This window comes from Metapseudomonas otitidis, from assembly GCF_900111835.1.
In the GTDB taxonomy this organism is placed as follows: Bacteria; Pseudomonadota; Gammaproteobacteria; order Pseudomonadales; family Pseudomonadaceae; genus Metapseudomonas; species Metapseudomonas otitidis.
This window is the reverse complement of the sequence record NZ_FOJP01000024.1, coordinates 70,275-90,152: the sequence shown is the minus strand read 5'-3', so window position 1 is coordinate 90,152 and position 19,878 is coordinate 70,275. Positions and strand designations below refer to the sequence as shown.

At 67.8% G+C, this 19,878-nt stretch carries 14 protein-coding genes and 1 tRNA gene; 13 read left to right on the top strand and 2 right to left on the bottom strand.

Features of this window, described 5'->3' with window-relative positions; genetic code table 11:
- Positions 1 to 1,646: DUF6537 domain-containing protein (locus BM198_RS26200; RefSeq protein ID WP_208610384.1), on the top strand; the 1,646-nt coding region annotated here is incomplete at its 5' end.
- An 86-nt stretch (positions 1,647 to 1,732) separates the two neighbouring features.
- Positions 1,733 to 2,788, top strand: coding sequence for a Leu/Phe/Val dehydrogenase (locus BM198_RS26195; RefSeq protein ID WP_074973583.1), 1,056 nt, complete (start codon positions 1,733 to 1,735; stop codon positions 2,786 to 2,788).
- 17 nt (positions 2,789 to 2,805) lie between these two features.
- On the opposite strand, the gene BM198_RS26190 is transcribed toward BM198_RS26195, so the two are convergent.
- Positions 2,806 to 3,282 carry a GNAT family N-acetyltransferase gene (locus tag BM198_RS26190; protein ID WP_044411612.1) on the bottom strand — a complete coding sequence of 159 codons (477 nt, stop codon included), beginning with the start codon at positions 3,280 to 3,282 and terminating at the stop codon, positions 2,806 to 2,808.
- A 93-nt stretch (positions 3,283 to 3,375) separates the two neighbouring features.
- On the opposite strand from BM198_RS26190, the gene BM198_RS26185 reads away from it, so the two are divergent.
- A tRNA-Arg gene (locus BM198_RS26185) sits at positions 3,376 to 3,452 on the top strand.
- Between the two features lie 62 nt (positions 3,453 to 3,514).
- On the opposite strand, the gene BM198_RS26180 is transcribed toward BM198_RS26185, so the two are convergent.
- Positions 3,515 to 4,024, bottom strand: coding sequence for a DUF2165 family protein (locus tag BM198_RS26180; protein ID WP_074973581.1), 510 nt, complete (start codon positions 4,022 to 4,024; stop codon positions 3,515 to 3,517).
- Positions 4,025 to 4,318: 294 nt separating this feature from the next.
- On the opposite strand from BM198_RS26180, the gene pqqF reads away from it, so the two are divergent.
- From pqqF to BM198_RS26130, 10 genes are all read left to right on the top strand, one after another.
- Positions 4,319 to 6,733 carry a pyrroloquinoline quinone biosynthesis protein PqqF gene (gene pqqF / locus BM198_RS26175; protein ID WP_083422482.1) on the top strand — a complete coding sequence of 805 codons (2,415 nt, stop codon included), beginning with the start codon at positions 4,319 to 4,321 and terminating at the stop codon, positions 6,731 to 6,733.
- Between the two features lie 243 nt (positions 6,734 to 6,976).
- Complete coding sequence (locus BM198_RS26170) at positions 6,977 to 8,158, top strand: porin (protein ID WP_074973579.1); 1,182 nt, start codon at positions 6,977 to 6,979, stop codon at positions 8,156 to 8,158.
- 940 nt (positions 8,159 to 9,098) lie between these two features.
- Positions 9,099 to 10,262, top strand: coding sequence for a nitric oxide-sensing protein NosP (gene nosP / locus BM198_RS26165; RefSeq protein WP_074973577.1), 1,164 nt, complete (start codon positions 9,099 to 9,101; stop codon positions 10,260 to 10,262).
- Entirely contained in the window at positions 10,249 to 12,822 is a 2,574-nt protein-coding gene (nahK, locus tag BM198_RS26160) for a hybrid sensor histidine kinase/response regulator NahK/ErcS' (protein WP_044411635.1), read from the top strand. The genes nosP and nahK overlap by 14 nt, the downstream gene beginning before the upstream one ends.
- A 977-nt stretch (positions 12,823 to 13,799) precedes the next feature.
- The gene (locus tag BM198_RS26155; RefSeq protein WP_074973575.1) at positions 13,800 to 15,338 is read left to right on the top strand and encodes a type I restriction-modification system subunit M; all 1,539 of its coding nucleotides are present in this window, start codon (positions 13,800 to 13,802) and stop codon (positions 15,336 to 15,338) included.
- The gene (locus BM198_RS26150) at positions 15,335 to 16,513 is read left to right on the top strand and encodes a restriction endonuclease subunit S (RefSeq protein WP_074973573.1); all 1,179 of its coding nucleotides are present in this window, start codon (positions 15,335 to 15,337) and stop codon (positions 16,511 to 16,513) included. The genes BM198_RS26155 and BM198_RS26150 overlap by 4 nt, the downstream gene beginning before the upstream one ends.
- 3 nt (positions 16,514 to 16,516) lie before the next feature.
- Positions 16,517 to 17,341, top strand: coding sequence for a hypothetical protein (locus tag BM198_RS26145; protein WP_074973571.1), 825 nt, complete (start codon positions 16,517 to 16,519; stop codon positions 17,339 to 17,341).
- A 712-nt stretch (positions 17,342 to 18,053) separates the two neighbouring features.
- Positions 18,054 to 18,473, top strand: a complete 420-nt coding sequence (locus BM198_RS26140; protein ID WP_044412609.1) for a PaaI family thioesterase — start codon at positions 18,054 to 18,056, stop codon at positions 18,471 to 18,473.
- Positions 18,474 to 18,739: 266 nt separating this feature from the next.
- The gene (locus tag BM198_RS26135; protein WP_044412606.1) at positions 18,740 to 19,357 is read left to right on the top strand and encodes a nucleotidyltransferase domain-containing protein; all 618 of its coding nucleotides are present in this window, start codon (positions 18,740 to 18,742) and stop codon (positions 19,355 to 19,357) included.
- Entirely contained in the window at positions 19,305 to 19,748 is a 444-nt protein-coding gene (locus BM198_RS26130; protein WP_074973569.1) for a DNA-binding protein, read from the top strand. The genes BM198_RS26135 and BM198_RS26130 overlap by 53 nt, the downstream gene beginning before the upstream one ends.
- Positions 19,749 to 19,878 lie beyond the last annotated feature (130 nt).

Sequence of the window (19,878 nt, the reverse complement as noted above, 5' to 3'; positions counted from 1 at the left end):
CCACCGAGAAGCGCCGCCGCCGCAAGCGCGGCAAGCTCGCCGACCCGGCCAAGCGCGCCTTCATCAACCCCGCCGTGTGCGAGGGCTGCGGTGACTGCAGCGTCAAGTCCAACTGCCTCTCCGTGCTGCCCCTGGAAACCGAACTGGGCCGCAAGCGGCAGATCGACCAGAACGCCTGCAACAAGGACTTCTCCTGCGTCGAAGGCTTCTGCCCTAGCTTCGTCACCGTTCACGGCGGCAGCCTGCGCAAGCCCGAGGCCGCCGGAGCCAAGGCACTCTTCGTCGCCCTGCCCGAGCCGCGCCAGCCGAGCCTCGCCCGGCCCTGGAACATCCTCCTGCCCGGCGTCGGCGGCAGTGGCGTCACCACCGTCGGCGCCCTGCTGGGCATGGCCGCCCACATCGAAGGCAAGGGCTGCACCGTGCTCGACCAGGCCGGCCTCGCGCAGAAGTTCGGCCCGGTCATCACCCACATCCGCATCGCCGCCAAGCAGGACGACATCTACGCCGTGCGTATCGCCGCCGGCGAGACCGATCTGCTGCTGGGCTGCGACCTGGTGGTGGCCGCCAGCGAAGAGGCCCTGGCCAAGCTCAACGACCGCATCGCCACCGCCGTGGTCAACAGTCACGAGGCCGCCACCGCCGAGTTCACCCGCAACCCCGACGCCCAGGTGCCCGGCGCCGCCATGCGTGACGCCTTGGTAGAGGCAGTGGGCGAAGCCAAGACCCACTTCGTCGACGCCACCCGCCTGGCCACCCGCCTGCTGGGCGACAGCATCGCCACCAACCTGTTCATGCTCGGCTATGCCTACCAGAAGGGCCTGGTGCCCATCTCCGCCGCCGCCATCGACAAGGCCATCGAACTCAACGGCGTCGCCGTCACCCTCAACCAGCAGGCCTTCCTCTGGGGCCGTCGCGCCGCCCACGACCTGCCGGCGGTGGAGAAGCTCGCCCGCCCGGCCGAGATCGAAGCCCCGCGCTGCGAAACCCTGGAAGAGATCGTCCAGTACCGCGCCGACCACCTGCGCGCCTACCAGGACGCCGCCTACGCCGAGCGCTACCGCGCCCTGGTGGAGCGCGTGCGCCAGGCCGACATCGGCGAAGACAAGGCCCTGACCCGCGCCGTGGCCCGCTACTACGCCAAGCTGCTGGCCTACAAGGACGAATACGAAGTGGCCCGGCTCTACAGCGACGCCAGCTTCCGCAAGCAGCTGGAGGCGCAGTTCGAGGGCGACTACAGCCTCGAATTCCACCTCGCCCCGTCCTGGCTGGCCAAGGCCGACCCGGCCACCGGCGAGCCGCGCAAGCGTCGCTTCGGCCCCTGGATGCTCAAGGCCTTCGACGTCCTCGCACGCTTCCGCTTCCTGCGTGGCAGCGCCCTCGATCCCTTCGGCTACAGCCACGAGCGCAAGCTCGAACGCCAGCTGATCGACGAGTACGAAGCCCAGGTGGCGCTGATCCTCAAGGAGCTGCGCCCCGGCAACTACGCCGCCGCCGTCGCCCTGGCCGAACTGCCCGAGCAGATCCGCGGCTACGGCCCGGTGAAGGAACGCGCCCTGGCCAAGGTCCGCCAGCAGGAGCAGCAGCTGCGCGCGCGCCTCACCGCCAGCGACGTGCAGGTCTTGCACCTGTTCGACCCGGCAGCCTGACGCCCGATCAGAGGCCCCTCTCCCGGTCCATGGGGGAGGGCGCCCCATCGACTTGAAACACGCCCAACCCGAATCGAGGAACCCCCATGTCCGTCTTCAGCCACGTCGAATTCGACCACCACGAGCAGGTCGTCTACGGCCACGACAAGGCCAGCGGCCTCAAGGCCATCATCGCCATCCACAACCGCAACCTCGGCCCCGCCCTCGGCGGCTGCCGCATGTTCCCCTACGCCGACGACGAGCAGGCCCTGCGTGACGTGCTGCGGCTGTCCCGTGGCATGACCTACAAGTCCGCCCTGGCCAGCCTGCCGCTGGGCGGCGGCAAGGCCGTCATCTTCGGCGACCCCCGCAAGGACAAGACCGAAGCGCTGTTCCAGGCCATGGGCGACTTCGTCGACAGCCTCGGCGGGCGCTACATCACCGCCGCCGACTCCGGCACCGGCCCGACGGAAATGCAGATCATGGCGGAGCGCACCCGCCACGTGGCCGGCGCCAACACCCGCGAAGCCTTCGACGGCGGCACCCGCAGCGGCGACCCGTCGCCGTCCACCGCCTACGGCGTGTTCATCGGCCTCAAGGTCGCCGTGCAGCACCGCCTGCGCCGGGATGACCTCAAGGGCCTGCGCGTCGCCATCCAGGGCGTCGGCCAGGTGGGCTTCCACCTCGCCCGCCTGCTGCATGACGCCGGGGCCGAACTGTGGGTGACCGACATCGTCGAAGCCAACGTGCGCCGCGCCGTCGAGCAATTGGGCGCCAAGGCCGTCGGCCAGCACGAGATCTACGGCCTGGACGTGGACGTCTTCGCCCCCTGTGCCATGGGTGGCATCCTCAACCTGCAGACCCTCGAAGCCTTGCGCGCCCCCGTGGTCGCCGGCGCCGCCAACAACCAGCTGGCCGACGCGCAACTGGCCGAGGAACTGCGCCGCAACGGCTGCCTCTACGCCCCGGACTACGCCATCAACGCCGGCGGCATCATTGACGTGCACTACGAGCGCAGCGGCGGCAGCACCGCCGCCCTCAAGGCCCACATCGAAGGCATCGGTGCCACCCTCAAGACCATCTTCCAGCGCGCCGACCAGGAGGGCCGCACCACCACCGAGGTGGCCGACCGCCTGGCCGAAGAGCGCTTCGGGCGGACCTGAAGCGCGCGACGCCGGCGCTACAGGTCCAGGTAGAAACTGACCCCGTGGCGCCGGTACCCCAGGGACTCGTAGAAGGCATGGGCCGCCTCGCGGCCCAGCCCGCTGGAAAGCACCAGCTTGTAGCAGCCCAGCGCCCGGCCGCGCTCCGCCGCCTTCTCCATCAGCGCCTTGCCCACCCCCAGGCCACGGGCCTCGGCGTCCACCACCACGTCCTCGACGATGGCCGAGCGGGCGAAGTTGTGGGCCAGGTGCTCCACCAGGATCACCGTGCAGGTGCCCAGCAACTGGCCCTCCCGCTCCGCCACCAGCACCTCCCGCCCGGCCGGCAGGTTCTCCAGGCGCAGCGCCAGCAGCGTCGGGTCCGGCTGCGGCTCGTCCGGCCCCAGCTGGTGCAGCAGCAGCGCCAGCGCCGGGGCATCGGCCGGGCTGGCGGCGCGCAGCTCAAGGGTCATGAAGGGGGAGTCGGGGAGGGGATCAAGGCGGCTCGGTTGCATGGTGTCGCTCCTTTTTTCCGGAAGTCTGAGCCTAGCCGGTGGCAGTGGCATGACAAAAACGCCGAGCGCCGCTAACATGCCGCCCGTTCCGATGTCCCAGTAGCTCAATTGGATAGAGCATCCCCCTCCTAAGGGGAAGGTTGGTGGTTCGAACCCACTCTGGGACACCATGAATGCAAAGCCCCGCACAGCTAGCGCTGGCGGGGCTTTTTAGTTACGACCGACCGCTCACTCAGGCGTTGCCGGTTTCGCCGCCGTCGTTGGGCATAGTCAGGTAGATCAGCACCACCAGCAGCGTGATGAAGAAGCGGAAGGCATCCGGCACGCCGTTCCACTGCTTCGACATCCACATCCCGAACCATTCCCCGCCCACCGACATGAAGCCCACCTGCCAGGTCAGGAAGCCCAGGGTCAGGCCGGCCACTGCCCAGCCCTTGGCCGCGCGGAACGTCTCGGCCGGTGCCTTGATCGCCCGCAGCAGGCGCACGCCGCCGATCCAGCAGAACAGGGCGGTCAGGCTTTCCAGCGTGATGATGCCGATGTAGCCCGCATGGTGCAGCCAGGGCGTGGTGATGGAGCGGTACATGATCTGGTTGTCGGGGAACAGCGTGTCCATCAGGAACACATGGCGCACGAAGGCGAAGTTGGTGCCGTAGTCGGTGATGTTGCCGAAGGCGACCAAGGTGGCGAAGAAAGCCATGGCCAGCACCATGGCGGCCTTGGACAGGCGGATCAGGGTCATGTCGTTTTCCTTTTGGGTAGGGATGACCGCGCGCCCGAGGCAAGGCAGCCGGGCACCGGGTCGGGTCGAAGGGGGGCGCAGGGTGCGCGGGTGCGGACATCGGGACTGGAAGACCTGAGGCCGGCGCCGCGCGGGGAAGCACGGCGGCTCGGCTGGATAGAACGGCCGCACCGGAAGGCGCGCGGATTCTCGGCAGGCCAGGCCGGAGCGTCAAGACACCGCTGACGTCCAAAGAAGCATTGCCCTGTGGGCATGGGTTGAGGATGCTGTGCGCATTTGTCGACGGTGCTGCCCATGTCCGAGTTGCCCGCCCCCTCCAGCCCGCTCCCCCTGCGCACCTGGCAGCAGCCGGGCCCCCTGGCTGCCGTGCTGCTGCGGGTCCACGCCGGCAGCCATGATGCGCCCCGCGAGTGGCCGGGCCTGGCGCACTTCCTCGAGCACCTGCGTTTTCTCGGCGGCCAGCGCTTCACCCAGGGCGAGCGGCTGATGCCCTTCGTCCAGACCTGTGGCGGCCGCCTCAACGCCAGCACCCAGGCCCACCACACCGACTTCTTCTTCGAGCTGCCCGCCGACCGCCTCCAGGCCGGCCTGGAGCGGCTCGCCGACCTGATCCAGGCGCCGCTGCCCAGCCTCGACCTGCAGCGCCGCGAGCGGGAAATCCTGCAGATCGAATACCTCAACCGGGGGCGCGACCCCTGGACCCAAGCCCAATCCGCCCTGGCCGCCGCGCTGGCGCCGGGTCACCCCCTGGCCGACTTCCATGCCGGCCACCGCGACAGCCTGGCCATCGACGCGCCCGCCTTCCAGGCCGCCCTGGCCCGTTTCGCCGAGGCCGGCGAGCGGCAGCTGTGGGTGGTCGCGCCGCAGCCGGCGGAGCAGGTGCAGGCGTTCGTCCGGGAGGCCTTCGCCGGCTGCCCACCGGGCCAGGCGCTGCCACACCGGGCTGCGCCGCCCCTGCTGCCGTTGGCCTGCCACAGCCTGCGCCTGCAACTGCCCGGCGCTCCGCGCCAGTGGCTGGCCTTCGCCCTGGAGCGCCAGCCCGAGACGCTGCCCGACGCCGTGGCACTGCTCGGCGAACTGCTGCGGGACGAAAGCCCCGGCAGCTTCCAGGGCTGGCTGTGCGAACAGGGCCTGTGCGACGGCCTCGACCTGCACCTGACCTATCACCACCAGGGCCAGGCCCTGCTGGTGCTGGAGCTGGCCCTGGCGGATGCCAGTGCCGACACCCGTGCCCGCATCGAAGGCGGCCTGTTCGCCTGGCTCGCCGCCCTGCGCGAGCGAGAGCCCTGGGCGCGCCTCCTGCACGAGCGGCCCGCCGCGCCCCGGCAGGCGCCCCTGGAGTTCATCCGCGACCAGGCACAGCGCCACGGCACCTTGCCCGCCAGTGCCCTGGCGGCCCTGCTGGCCCAGCTGCAGCCGGCCCGCCTCGTGCGCCTGCTGGGCGATGCGCGCCCGGTGTCGGCCCGCTGCCTGTCGGCCGGTTTCGAACTGGCGCTGGAGCCCGCGCCCCTGGCGCCGCCCCTGCGCCCGGAGGTGCGCTGGCGCTTCGGCCCCGCACCGGCCTTCCAGGCCTTCGTCGCGCCGTCCCAGGCGCCCCGCGCGGCGCCTCCGCTGGTGCGCTGGCCGGGGGACCCCGGGCACGCCCAACTGCTCCTGCGCTGGCGGCTGAACCCCGGCGTCCGCGACCCCGCCCACTACCCGGCGCTGCAGCGCGCCTTGCGCGGGTTGCGCAGCCAGGCCCAGCAGCAGGGCGGCGACCTGCTGCTGCTGGAGCAGGGGCTGGATTGGCAGCTGCAGGTCAAAGGCCGTTCCGGCGACCTCCCGGCCATGCTCGCCGCCGCCCTGCGCACCCTGCTGGCACCGCCGTTGGCCGCCTGCGAACAAGGCCCCCGGCTGCTGCAGGCCGGGCGTAACCGGCTGGCTGCCGAGCTGCCGATCCGGCAGTTGCTGCAGCGTCTGCCCGAAGTGCTCGCCACCCCACGAGGGGCCGCTCCGGCGCAGGCCGTCGTCAGCCCCGCCAGCATCCGCCGCAGCCTCGACGCCAGCCGCTGGGACGTGATCGCCCTCGGCCTGGCCGACGACGACCTGCCCAGCGTGCAAGCCCTGCTCGACGCCCTGCCCGGCGAGGCAATGCCCCGCAGCCTCGCACCGCCGGCGCTGGCACCCGGTTATCACTGGCATCACCTGCCGGGCCAGGGCGAACCGGCGCTGGTGCTGTTCTGCCCGGTGCCGGATCGCAGCGCCCGCAGCGAAGCGCTCTGGCACTGGCTGGGTCGCAGCCTGGAATCGCCCTTCTACCAGCGCCTGCGCACCGAGCTGAACCTCGGCTATGCCGTGTTCGCCGGCCTGCGCCACGTGGCCGGCCAGGCCGGGCTGGTGTTCGCCGTGCAGGCTGCCGACACGCCGGTGCCCGAAGTGCTGGTGCAGGTCCAGGCCTTCCTCGACCAGGCACCGCCCTTGCTGGCGCAGGCCGAGCCCCTGCGCGAGGCGCTCCTGCAGGCATGGCGGCAAGCGGCCGAGGACCTGCCCGGCAACGCCAGCCCCCTGCACCTCGGCGCCCGGCCGGCGGACTGGCACCTGCAACTCGCCCTGGCCCTCGCCACCCTCGGCCCCGACGACCTGCACCGCGCCCTGGCGCGGCTGGCGGCCGGGGAGGGCGGCTGGCACCTGCTGGCCAACGCCCCGTCGCCCGGCCTGCCCTGGCGCTGACCCCTCCCTCCGTCCTACTCCTTCCGCAGCGACCCGCCCCCTGTCCAAGGGGGCGGGCCCTTGGTCGTCCGCCGTCCGCGACCTCCGCCCCGGGCCCGTCCCACGACCTTCCGCCAGGCCCGCCCGCGCCCCGCCAAGGAATCGCCGAAACAGCGCCAAGGCCGCATATGGCGGGGGTTCCGGCGTTTCGATAATCGCCTCCGACACGGCCCGGACGGGTCGTCCCACACCGCGGAGAGCGCCATGCACAACAACAAGAACGCCGTCATCGGATTCCTCCCCCTCGCCCTCACCACCGGGCTGGCCCTGGTCGCCATGGAGCAGGCCAAGGCCGAGATCGTCCTCTACGACAAGGACGGCACCACCTTCGCCACCGACGGCTACGTCAACGCCTTCTACGTCAACAGCGACGTCGACCGCGAAGGCGAGCGCTACGACCGCCGTCAGTCCCGCGTGAAGATGGGGTTCCTGCCCAACTGGATCGGTTTCAACATGGGCAAGCAGGTGGATGACCTCACGCTCGGCGGCCGCGCCTCCTTCTGGGTGACCATCAACGACAGCGAGACCAACGGCACCGACACCGCCATCGACGTGCGCCAGTTCTACGGCACCGTCGCCAGCGACTGGGGCGAAGTGCTGGTGGGCAAGGACTTCGGCCTGTTCGCCCGCTCCAACATCCTCCTCGACGAACTGCTCGCCGGGTACGGCCAGGTCAGCGACACCCTGGGCCTGGTGGATGGCGGTGGCGTCTCCTTCGGCAACATCGGCAGCGGCTACCCCTATCCCTTCCCCACCTCGCAGATCACCTACCGCACCCCCAAGTCCGACGGCCTGCGCCTGGCGGTCGGCATCATGGACCCGGTGGACACCAACGACAGCAGCGCCACCGGCAAGGCCTACCAGGAGAACCCGCGCTTCGAGTCCGAACTCACCTACGAATTCGAACTGGGCGGCGCGCAGATCTACTCCTGGCTCAACGGCGGCTACCAGACCTCCGACAACACCGACCCGGCCGTGGACAGCGTCACCTCCAAGGGCCTGGGCTACGGCGTGCAGGCCAAGATGGGCGCCTTCTCCGTGGTCGCCTCCGGCTTCCAGGCCAAGGGCATCAACCCCTTCTTCACCAACAACGCCGGCGAAGCCACCCTGCGTGAAGTGGACAGCGACGGCTACCTGCTGCAGGGCTCCTACCGCTTCGGCAAGAACCGCCTGGCGCTGTCCTACGGCAAGACCAAGGACGACGGCAACGGCGCGGTCAACGCCGGCGCCGACTACCAGACCCGCGGCGTCGCCCTGTTCCACGACGTCAACGACAACCTCAAGCTGGTCGCCGAATACAACCAGTTCGAGATCGACGGCCACGTCGGCAGCACCCAGAACGAAGACACCGACACCCTCGCCCTGGGCGTGGTGCTCAACTGGTAAGCCCCACCCCTCGTTGCTCCCTTGGATTGGCGGGACGGCCTCGGCCTCCCGCCTTTTTTCATGGCACCGTGGCACGTAGCCCGGGCTTCAGCCCGGGAGCCGTGGCTGGATGGAAAACCGCCATCCACCCCGAGCCCCGGCGTGATGCGCTTCGTGACCTCAGCACATCCTACGAACCGGTAGCACCCGTAGGATGGGCTGAGCTGTGCGAAGCCCATCGTGTCCCGGCAGGCGCTTCCCGACGATCCACCTGCGGCGTCAGGCCGGGCGCCTGGGCGGATGGAAAGCACGCCATCCACCCCGAGCCCCGGCGTGATGCGCTTCGTGACCTCAGCACATCCTACGAACCGGCGGCACCCGTAGGATGGGCTGAGCTGTGCGAAGCCCATCGCGTCCCGGCAGGCGACTCCCGGCGAAGCACCTGCGGAGTCAGGCCGAGCGCCTGGGCGGATGGACGGAACGCGATCCGCCCCGAGCCTCGGCGTGATGCGCTTCGTGGCCTCAGCACATCCTACGAACCGGTGGCACCCGTAGGATGGGCTGAGCTGTGCGAAGCCCATCGCGTCCCGGCAGGCGACTCCCGGCGAAGCACCTGCGGAGTCAGGCCGAGCGCCTGGGCGGATGGACGGAACGCGATCCGCCCCGAGCCTCGGCGTGATGCGCTTCGTGGCCTCAGCACATCCTACGAACCGGTGGCACCCGTAGGATGGGCTGAGCTGTGCGAAGCCCATCGCGTCCCGGCAGGCGACTCCCGGCGATCCACCTGCGGCGTCAGGCCGGGCGCCTGGGCGGATGGAAAGCACGCCATCCACCCCACAACCCCATGCGCCCCGGCGTCTCCTCCCTTCGAACGAGCCCGCCCGCTACCCAAGAAGGATGGGGCCGGCCTCGGGGGCTCCGTAGAATCGCGCCAACTGCTGTTCGACACGCGAGGCGCGTCATGCAAGAGCTACAGGCCGAAGGCGTGGTCACCGCCATGTCCGCCGCCGACGACGCGGAGGTCGTCGCCCAGGACCTGGCACGCCAGCTGGTGCACCCGCACCTGGGCTTCGTGCTGTTCTTCTGCTCCGCCGAGTACGACCTCCAGGCCCTGGGCGACGCCCTGGCCCAGTACTTCGGCGGCATCGAACTGGTGGGCTGCACCAGCGCCGGCGAAATCACCCCCCAGGGCTACGGCCGGGGCTGCGTCAGCGCCGTGGGCTTCGACTACCGCAGCTTCTCCATCGCCAGCGCCCTGGTGGACGAGATGGAGCGCTTCAGCCTGATCGACGCCCAGCAACTGGTGGAGCGCCTGGTGGGGGATTGCCGGGGCCACGACCTCGCCCCGATCAAGGACCACAGCTTCGCCCTGACCCTGCTCGACGGCCTCTCCAGCCGCGAGGAAGTGGTGCTCGCTGCCCTCAGCGCCGCCTTCGGCAGCATCCCCCACTTCGGCGGATCGGCCGGCGACGACAACCACCTTACCCACACCCACGTCTACCACGGCGGCCAGTTCCACACCGGCGCCGCCGTGGTGCTGCTGGTCAACACCGCGCTGGACTTCGAAGTCTTCAGCACCCACCACATCGAGCCCAACGGCCAGAAACTGGTGGTCACCCAGGCCGACAGCCACAGCCGCCGCGTCTACGAACTGGACGCCGAGCCCGCCGCCCTGGCCTACGCCCAGTGGGTCGGCGTACCCGTCTCCGCCCTCGACCACCCGCTGTTCGCCGCCCACCCCCTCGCCGTGCGGGTCAACGACCAGTACTACGTGCGCTCCATCCAGCAGGTCCATGACGACCTCAGCCTCAGCTTCTACTGCGCCGTCGAGACCGGCATCGTCCTCACCGGCATGCGCCCCGGCCCGCTGCTGCCCAACCTCCAGGCCCTGTTCCAGCGCCTGGAGGCGCGCCTCGGCCCGCCGCTGCTGACCATCGGCTGCGACTGCTTCCTGCGGCGCCTGGAGGCCGAATGCAACGGCCGCGACGCCGAGATCGGCGACTACCTGCGGCGCCAGCGGGTGATCGGCTTCAACACCTACGGCGAGCAGTACAACGGCATGCACGTCAACCAGACCTTCACCGGCGTCGCCATCGGCCGCCGCAGCCGCCATGGCGGACGCTGAACAGGGCGCCCGGCTCGCCGAGCTGGAGCGGGAGAACGCCAAGCTGCGGCGCATCAACGCCGCCCTGATCGAACGGGTGGAATCCGGCGGAGCCCGTCGCGAAGGGGCCTACGCCGCCTTCGAGCACTCCGTGGTGCTGGCCGAACAGGTGCGCGAACGCACCGACGCCCTGAACCAGGCCATGTCCGAACTCAAGGCCAGCAACCGCCTGCTCAGCGATGCCCGGCTGCGTGCCGAGACCGCCCACCAGCACCTGGTGGACGCCATCGAGAGCATCTCCGACGCCTTCGTCCTGTTCGACGCCCAGCAGCGCATCGTCCTGTTCAACAGCCGCTTCAAATCCTTCTGGGCCCGCAGCCGCGCCCGCATCATCAGCGGCACCCGCCTCGACGAGATCCGACGCCTGGCCCAGAGCACCGGGCTGATCGTCGAAGAGCAGCGCAGCAGCGACAACGAGCACAGCCTCTACCGCCTGCACGACGGGCGCTGGGTGCAGGTCAGCGAACGGCCCACCCGCGAAGGCGGGCTGGTGATCCTCTACACCGACATCACCGAGCTGAAGGTCAGCGAAACCATGCGCCGCGAGCAGGCCCTGGCGCAGAAGTCGCGCCTGCTGCAGCGCGCCGTGGACAACCTGTCCCAGGGCATGGCCATGGTCAGCGCCGAAGGCACCCTGGAGCTGTGGAACCACCGCTTCCTCGAACTCTGCGGCCTGGCACCGATCCAGGCCCACCGGCCCTTCGCCGAGGTCATGGCCGACAGCGAGCTGGCGCTGCTCACCCCCGCCAGCCGCGACGCCGAGGGGCGCCCCCAGCGGCAGATGGAGCAGCGCCTGTTCGATGGTCGGATGCTGGAGGTGCGCACCCACCCGTTGCCCACCGGCGGCTTCGTCAACACCTTCACCGACATCACCGAGCGCTACCGCCACGCCGAGACCCTGGCCGAGAGCGAGCGCTGGATCCGCCTGATCACCGACCAGGTGCCCGCGCTGATCGCCTACCTCAATGCCGACCTGGTCTACGAATTCACCAACAAGGTCTACGAAGAGTGGTACCGCTGGCCCCGGGGCGGGCTGCTCGGCCAGCGCCTGCGCGACGTCCACAGCGAAACCCACTGGGAGCGCCTGGAGCCCTACGTCGAGCGTGCCCTCTCCGGCGAGAACGTCACCTTCGAAGTGGCCGAGGTCAACCTCGCCGGGCAGGAGCGCTACATGCTGCGCTCCTACGTGCCCAACCGCCTGCCGGGCGGCGAAGTGGTGGGCATCTTCGTGCTGATTCGCGACATCACCGAACGCCGCCGCACCGCCGAAGCCCTGCACCTGGCCTACCAGAACCTCGAGCAGCGGGTGCGCGAACGCACCGCCGAACTCACCCAGCTCAACGAACAGCTGCTGCGCGAAGTGGGCGAGCGGCGCCAGGCCGAACAGCGCCTGCGCGAGGCCAAGCGCGAAGCCGAGCAGGCCAACCTGTCCAAGACCAAGTTCCTCGCCGCCGTCAGCCACGACCTGCTGCAACCGCTGAACGCCGCCCGGCTGTTCACCAGCGCCCTGCAGGAGCTGCGCGAGCCCGCTCGGGGCGACACCCTGGTGCGCAACATCAGCAACTCGCTGGATGACGTGGAGAACCTGCTCGGCACCCTGGTGGACATCTCCAAGCTGGACGCCGGGGTAATCCGCCCCGAAGTGGCACCCTTCGCCCTCGGCGAACTGCTGGACAACCTCGCCACCGAGTTCCGCCAGCAGGCCGCCAGCGAAGGGCTGGCGCTGCACTACGTGCCCTGCTCGGCGCTGGTGCGCAGCGACGTGCAACTGCTCGCCCGCATCCTGCGCAACCTGCTCAGCAACGCCATCCGCTACACCCCCAGCGGCCGCGTGCTACTGGGCTGCCGGCGGCGGCGTCGCAGCCTGTCCATCGAGGTCTGGGACAGCGGCATCGGCATCCCGGCGGACAAGCTCAAGGAGATCTTCCAGGAGTTCAAGCGCGGCGACTCCCAGCGCCCGCAGCAGGACCGCGGGCTCGGCCTGGGCCTGGCCATCGTCGAGAAGATCGCCGGCATGCTCGGCCACCGCATCCGCGTCAGCTCCCAGCCGGGGCGTGGCTCCTGCTTCGCCCTGGAAGTGCCCCTGGCCCGCCGCGCCCCCCGTGCCCGGCCCGAGGTGGAACTGCCAGTGGCGCCCCTGGAGCGCCTGCAGGGCGCGCGGGTCTGGGTGCTGGACAACGACGCCGCCATCTGCGCCGGCATGCGCACCCTGCTGGAAGGCTGGGGCTGCCGCGTGGTCACCGCCCTCTCCGAACAGGACCTGGCCCGCCAGGTGGACGACTACCAGGCCGACGCCGACCTGCTGATCGCCGACTACCACCTGGACAACGACCACAACGGCGTCGACGCCGTCGCCCACATCAACGCCCACCGCGACCACGCCCTCCCGGCGCTGATGATCACCGCCAACTACAGCCACGAACTGCGCCAGCACCTGCGCGAACTCGGCCACACCCTCATGCACAAACCCGTCCGCCCCATGAAGCTCAAGGCCGCCATGAGCCACCTGCTGGGCGGCTAGCTCCCGAACCGCCTCCTGGCACGCGATTGCCGCCGAGCGCCGTGGGTGGATCACGCTTCACCGATCCACCATTCGTGGCCATGCCGAACACCATGGGTGGATGGAAAGAGCGCCATCCGCCCTACGCGGTGGCCAGCCTCGATGCGTTGTGGGTGAGACCGTGCAAGCGCCTGAAGCCCCGGCGTGATGCGCTTCGTGCCTCAGCGCATCCTACGAAGCGAACCGGTAGAGCCGGTGACTCCCGTAGGATGGGCTGAGCTGTGCGAAGCCCATCGCGCCCTGGCACACGATTACCGGCGAGCACCATGGGTGGATCGCGCTTCACCGATCCACCATTCGTGGCCGTGCCGAAGGCCATGGGTGGATGGAAAAAGCGCCATCCGCCCTATGCGATGCACACCCTCGATGCGTTGTGGATGACGCCGTGCAAGTGCCTGACCCCGGCATGATGCGCTTCGTGCCTCAGCGCATCCTACGAACCGAACCGGTAGAACCGGTGGCACCCGTAGGATGGGCTGAGCTGTGCGAAGCCCATCGCGTTCTGGCACGCAATTACCAGCGAGCACCGTGGGTGGATCGCGCTTCACCGATCCACCATTCGTTGCCGTGCCGAACGCCGTGGGGGGATGGAAAAAGCGCCATCCACCCAATGCGGTGCTCACCCTCGATACGTTGTGAATGAGACCGTGCAAACGTCTGAAGCCCTGTCGTGATGCGCTTCGTGCCTCAGCGCATCCTACGAACCGGTGGGCCCATCGCGGCCTGGTATGCGTTTGCCGGGAGCGCCGCTGGGCGGGGCGCGCTGGCCGTTGCGCGCGGGCTGGAACCGGTGGAATCGTCGCTCCGCGCCACGGCGGTTGTACCGCCTGGCCTTCAGCCGCTTCCCCCGCCAACTTCCGGTTGCCAAGCGCGTTTGCGGCCATTACCGTCCGCCGCTTTGGCACCCAAGCCCAACCGCCCAAGCAAGCAGGACGACCATGATCACCGGGGAACTCAAGAGCAAAGTCGACGCCATCTGGAACGCCTTCTGGTCCGGTGGCATCTCCAACCCCATGGAAGTGATGGAACAGCTCACCTACCTGCTGTTCCTGCGCCGCCTCGACGAGCTGCACACCCTCGAAGAGAACAAGGCCAACCGCCTCAAGCGCCCCATGGAGCACCGCATCTTCCCCGAAGGCCTCGACCCGCGTGGCTGCCAGTACAACGACTACCGCTGGTCCGTGTTCAAGGGCAAAGAGCCGCGGGAGATGTTCGAGATCGTCAGCGAGCACGTCTTCCCCTTCCTCAAGACCCTCGGCAGTGATGACTCCACCTACAGCCACCACATGCGCGACGCCCGCTTCACCATCCCCACGCCCGCCCTGCTGGCCAAGGTGGTGGACATGCTCGACGACATCCCCATGGAAGCCCGCGACACCAAGGGCGACCTCTACGAATACATGCTCGGCAAGATCGCCAGCGCCGGGCAGAACGGCCAGTTCCGCACCCCGCGCCACATCATCGACCTGATGGTGGAAATGACCGAACCGCAGCCCACCGACCTCATCTGCGACCCCGCCTCCGGCACCTGCGGCTTCCTCGTCTCCGCCGGCGAATACCTGCGCCGCGAGCACCCCAAGGCGCTGATGGACGACGCCCTGCGCCAGCACTTCCACCACAACCTGTTCCACGGCTTCGACTTCGACACCACCATGCTGCGCATCGGCAGCATGAACATGCTCCTGCACGGCGTGGAGAACCCCGACATCCGCTACCGCGACTCCCTCGCCGAAAGCGCCGCCGGGGAGGCCGACCGCTACAGCCTCATCCTCGCCAACCCGCCCTTTGCCGGCAGCCTCGACTACGAAGCCACCGCCAAGGACCTGCAACGCATCGTCAAGACCAAGAAGACCGAACTGCTCTTCCTCGCCCTGTTCCTGCGCCTGCTCAAGCCCGGCGGCCGCGCCGCCGTCATCGTCCCTGACGGCGTCATGTTCGGCTCCACCACCGCCCACAAGGAGCTGCGCCGCCTCATCGTCGACGAGCACAAGCTCGACGGCGTGGTGAAGCTGCCCAGCGGCGTGTTCAAGCCCTATGCCGGCGTGGCCACCTCCATCCTCTTCTTCACCAAGACCAACTCCGGCGGTACCGACCAGGTGTGGTTCTACGAGGTGCAGGCCGACGGCATGAGCCTGGACGACAAGCGCACCCCGCTGCTGGATGAAGACAAGCTCAGCGTCCGCCCGCACACGCCCCTGAGCGAGGACGAACACGGCAAGAACAACCTGCCCGACGTCCTCGCCCGCTGGCGCCAGCGCACCACCCGCGAACGCGAGCGCCCCCGCACCGCCCAGAGCTTCTGCGTCCCCCGTGAGGAGATCGCCGCCAACGGCTACGACCTCACCTTCAACCGCTACAAGGAGGTGGAGCACGAAGCCGTGGACCACCGCTGCCCGCAGGAGATTCTCGACGAGCTGGAGAAGCTGGAAGAAGAGATTCGAGTGGGGATGGGGGAGTTGCGGGGGATGTTGGGATGATGCCTGGTGATCTAGTCCGTATTGGAGATTTCTGCCAGACCGGAAGTGGCATTACTCCCTCGCGAAGCGAAATGGCTCGCTATTACGAAGGGGGGAAAACACCTTGGGTGAAGTCTGGCGAGCTTCGTGAGACTGTCATTCACAAGACTGAAGAGAACATAACTGATGATGCGTTAAAGGAGACCAACATAAAACTGGTTCAACCAGGGGCAATCCTTCTGGCTATGTATGGTGCTACTGTTGGTCGACTCGGAATTCTTGGTGTTCCAGCCACCACCAACCAAGCTGTTTGCCATATTATTCCCGCTCCGGAATTGGCAGACACCAGATATGTGTTTCACGCGCTGCTTGCACAGGTTTCTCGTATTACGGCTAAAGGGGTTGGTGGTGCGCAGCCCAATATTAGTCAAGGCGTGATTAAGGACCTATTGGTTTATCTGCCATCCCTGGTGGCGCAGAAACGCATCGCCGCCATCCTGGACAAAGCCGACGCTCTGCGCGCCAAGCGCCGCAAAGCCCTTGAGCAGCTCGATGCGCTGGCTCAGGCGATTTTTATTGAGATGTTTGGTGATCCAGTTACTAACCCGATGAGATGGGGGGTAGCAAGTTGCGATGAACTTTGCAGCAGGGTTACGGTAGGTATAGTTGTTCAGCCGGCATCTTACTATCAGCCTAGCGGCGTACCGGCTTTGCGCTCGCTGAATATAAAATCAAATAAATTTGACTTGAGTGAACTTGTTTATTTTTCTGCGGCGGATAATGAGGCGTTATCTAAAACTCGGGTTTGGGCGGGAGATGTTGTGGTTGTCCGTTCTGGGCGTCCTGGAACTGCGGCAGTTGTTTCTCGTGAATTAGATGGCGTTAATGCGATTGATATTTTGATTGCCTCCCCGAAGTCTGATCTTTTGTCTGGTGAATATCTTTCATTTTTTATGAATTCAAATGCCGGTAAGAGGCTGGTTCTCGGTGAGGAGCGCGGGCAAATTCAGAAGCATTTAAATGCTGGCTCGCTTAAAAAAGCAGAAATACCGGTGCCGCCGATTGAGCTGCAAGAGAAGTTTGTTAGGCGCTTAAAATCTTTGGAGGAGTCGAAAGTGGTACTCGAAAAGTCTGCGCTTGAACTCGACGCTCTCTTCTCCTCCCTCCAACACCGCGCCTTCCGCGGGGAGCTCTGACCCATGCGCGGCTCCCTGCTGGCGATCTGGTCCCGGACCGGGCGCGAGCTGTGGGGGCCGCTGGCGCGCCAGGCGCCGGGGGACCTGCACTGCGAGCTGTACCGCGCCCTGGCCCCGGCGTTGAAGGCACCGCCGGAGCTGCCGGCCCTGGTGGCCATCATCGACGACCCGCCGGCCGCGCGCCGGGCCTTCCAGCGGGTACGGGCCGAGCACCTGCAGGGCGAGGCGGCGCTGCTGGGCTTTCTCCAGGGCCTGCCGGAGGTGCTGGCGGAGCTGGGCGGGGAGGCCCTGGCCAACCTCTATTTCAACCGCCTGGATGCCCTGATCCACACCTACAACCTGCACTACGAACTGCGCCGCCCTTGCCGGCTCTACCCCACGCTGCCGGGCGCCTTCGCCCAACTGCTGCAGCAACTGCGCCACAGCTGCGCCAGCCACGACGCCCTGCACACCCTGCTGCGGGACTTCGACGAAGCCTTCCGCGACCTCCACGACCGCCCCAGCCAGGGCCGCATCAAAACCTGCCTGCAGAAGCAGATGAACCTGCTGGAAGCTCTCGGCCGCGACATGCCCTACGTAAAGGAATACGCCCTGTCGAGCATCTGCGACGAGGTGGCCCACTGGCCCCACCGCAAGGTGCGCGACGCGCTGAAGCTGCTCTACGGCTTCACCTGCGACTACCCCGGCGTCCGCCACGGCGGCAAACCCGGCAGCGTGCTGGGCGAACTGGGCATGCGCGACCTGCTGGCGCTGTGCATCCTCTTCATCGGCTTCACCCCCTACCTCAGCGGCCGCATCGATGCCGACGCCATCTTCCCCGGCCTCTGACCGCCCACCCCACCGCACGGCCCCACCCCGTAGCCCGGGCTTCAGCCCGGGAGCTGTTCATGGCCCCGGACTGAAGTCCGGGCTACCGACGCCCCGGCGCTGCACCCGCGCAGCCGTGCCGAACGCCGTTGGTGGATGGAAAGAGCGCCATCCACCCCACAACCGGGTTCCCGGACTGAAGTCCGGGCTACCAGTGCCCCGACGCTGTACCCCCGTAGGGTGGATCGCGCTTCATCGATCCACCGTTGGCGCGATGCCGGGGGCAATTGGCAAATGCACGGAACTTCTACCCCGTAGCCTGGGCTTCAGCCCAGGAGCTGTTCATGGCCCCGGACTGAAGTCCGGGCTACCGGCGCCTCGGCGCTGCACCCTCGATGCGCTGCGGATTACACCGTACAAGCGTCCGAAGCCTCGGCGTGATGCGCTTCGTGGCCTCAGCGCATCCTACGAACCGGTGGCGCCCATCGCGTCCTGGCACATGATGGCCGGCGAGCGCCGGAGGGTGGATCGCGCTCCATCGATCCACCACCGAAGTGGCGCCGAGCGCCATTGGTGGAGGGAAAGAGCGCCATCCAACCTACAACCGGGTCCCCGGAGTGAAGGCCGGGCTACCGATGGCCTGGCGCGCACCCCCAGGTGGGGCCATTCCCCTTTTCATCCCGGGCCATGGCCCGTTCGACGACGCTGCCCCGGCAGCCACAAGGAGTAGGCAATGAACGAGAAGGCGTTTTTCTGGCAGGTGCAGAACGGCCAGCTACCGGCCCCCAAGGCCGCCGCGACTCTGGGCATCCGGATTCTTGCGGTGGATGGCGAGGCCGGCACCATCGAGGTGTCGTTCGAGGCCGTGGAGGCCTTCACCAACCCGGTGGGCAACGTACAGGGCGGGTTTCTCGCCGCCATGCTGGACGACACCATGGGCCCGGCCCTGGCCTCGACCCTGGGGGAGGGGGAGTTCGCCCCCACGCTGAACCTCAACGTCAGCTTCCACCGGCCCGCCCGGGTCGGCACGCTGCTCGGCCGGGGGCGTGTGGAGCGGCGCGGCGGCCAGGTGTGCTTCCTCTCCGCCGAGCTGGAGCAGGCCGGCAAGGTGGTGGCCACGGCAACCGCCACGGCGTTGGTGAGCCGGGTATGACGCCGCGTAGCCCGGGCTTCAGCCCGGGAGCTGTTCGTGTCCCCGCACTGAAGTCCGGGCTACCAGTGCCCCGGCGTTGCACCCGCACAGCCGTGTTGGACGCCCTTGGTGGATGGAAAGAGCGCTATCCACCCTACAACCGGGCTAGTGGAGCTGGCATGCCCATGTTGCGGGTATCTGACCGCTGTATCCGTCGTCTTGTTGAACGGCTCATTGATGTTTAATGTAGCCAAATCGGCTACGAATGAAGCTAAAAAGGCTACAACATGAACCTTCTGGATACGCTTTTCGGCCTGCAACGCCAGCGCGTGCTGAGCTGGCTGCTGCTGCACCCCGAGCAGGCCCTGCATGTGCGCGAGCTGGCGCGCATCACCGATACCCACCCCGGCTCCCTGCACCGGGAGCTGGCACGTTTGGCAGAGGCAGGCCTTTTGCTGCGTTCGCAGCAAGGCAACCAGGTGCTTTACCAGGCCAATCGGCAGTGCCCGGTGTTCGAGGAATTGGCCGGGCTGTTCCGCAAGACGTCGGGTGTTGTCGATGTACTGCGGGCAGCCTTGGCGCCTCTGTCTGCCTCCATCGAGTACGCCTTCGTGTTCGGCTCCGTGGCCCGAGGCGAGGAGCAGGCCCACAGTGATGTGGATGTGATGGTGATAGGCTCGGCGGGCTTCGTCGACCTGGTGCGGGCGTTGAACCCTTGCCAGGAGCAGCTGGGTCGTGAGGTGAACCCGGTGCTGTACGGGGTGCAGGAGTTCCAGCGCAAGCTGGCCGAAGGTGAGCCCTTCATCCGCGAGCTGGTGAGTCGGCCGCGGCTGTTCATACAGGGAGTAGAAGATGACTTTGGAGAATTTGCTGGCCTTGCAGCGTCTGCAGCAAGTAACCCCTGACAAGGCTGCCATTGCTCGGCTGGTCGCCGCCGCCAGCCGCAATCTGGCCGATGCCCAGTTGCAGGCCCTGAGTGCCGACAACCGTTTCGATGCCGCCTACAAGTGCCTGCTGCAATGCGCCATGGTGGGGTTGCTGGCCAACGGTTACCGCACTTCCACCAGCCAGCCGGGCCATCACCAGACCGCTCTGCAGGCGCTGCCCAAGAGCATGGGCATCGAGCCCGAGCGCTTGGTGGTGCTCGATACCTTGCGGCGCAAACGCAATCTCAGTGACTACGACGGTGAGCCGGTCTCCGAGGCGATGCTGGCCACCTGCCTGGAAGAGGCCCACAGCTTGTTAGAGCACACCCTGGGCTGGCTACGCGAACACCATCCCGCGCTGGTCGATTGAGGTCGCGGGGTGTTCTCGCAGCAGGCTTTGACTCATTGGTGATGCGAGCCGTGCTGGCACTTTGTATGCTTGCGCGGTTCGTTCCCTCTCTCCCTCGGCCACCCCGTTGAACGGGTTGGCGAGTCATCAA